Origin of the sequence: Achromobacter sp. SIMBA_011, assembly GCF_046535435.1 — a bacterium.
GTDB classification, from domain to species: Bacteria; Pseudomonadota; Gammaproteobacteria; order Burkholderiales; family Burkholderiaceae_B; genus Achromobacter; species Achromobacter dolens.
Genome location: NZ_JAWRWN010000390.1, coordinates 1 through 275, shown reverse-complemented (window position 1 = coordinate 275; position 275 = coordinate 1). Strand labels below are relative to the sequence as shown.

At 57.1% G+C, this 275-nt stretch carries 1 protein-coding gene; it reads left to right on the top strand.

Translation table 11 applies throughout. The features are described 5' to 3' along the window. The coding region (locus SB816_RS31410) for a transposase (RefSeq protein ID WP_410548170.1) at positions 1-196 on the top strand (196 nt) is incomplete at its 5' end. Positions 197-275: the final 79 nt, after the last annotated feature.

The following is a 275-nucleotide window of genomic DNA, read 5'->3' as shown; positions in this document are numbered from 1 at the left end:
CCCGGAGATTTTCGCGAACAGCCAGAAGTTGCATACGTACTACCAGCTGCGCCAGGATCTGGCTGCGATCTGGGATCGCTCTACCGCATCGCGAGAACAGCTGCTCGCGCAATTGCAGGATTGGTGCCATCGCGCGGAACAAAGCGGCATCAAGTCGCTGCAGGAATTTGCGACGCGCCTGCGTCGCTACGCCTGATTCGAAATCGATTAGAATCTTAGGACGTCACAAACCCCGCGCTGGCGGGGTTTTTTCTTTTGGGCCGACGTTCTGTCCA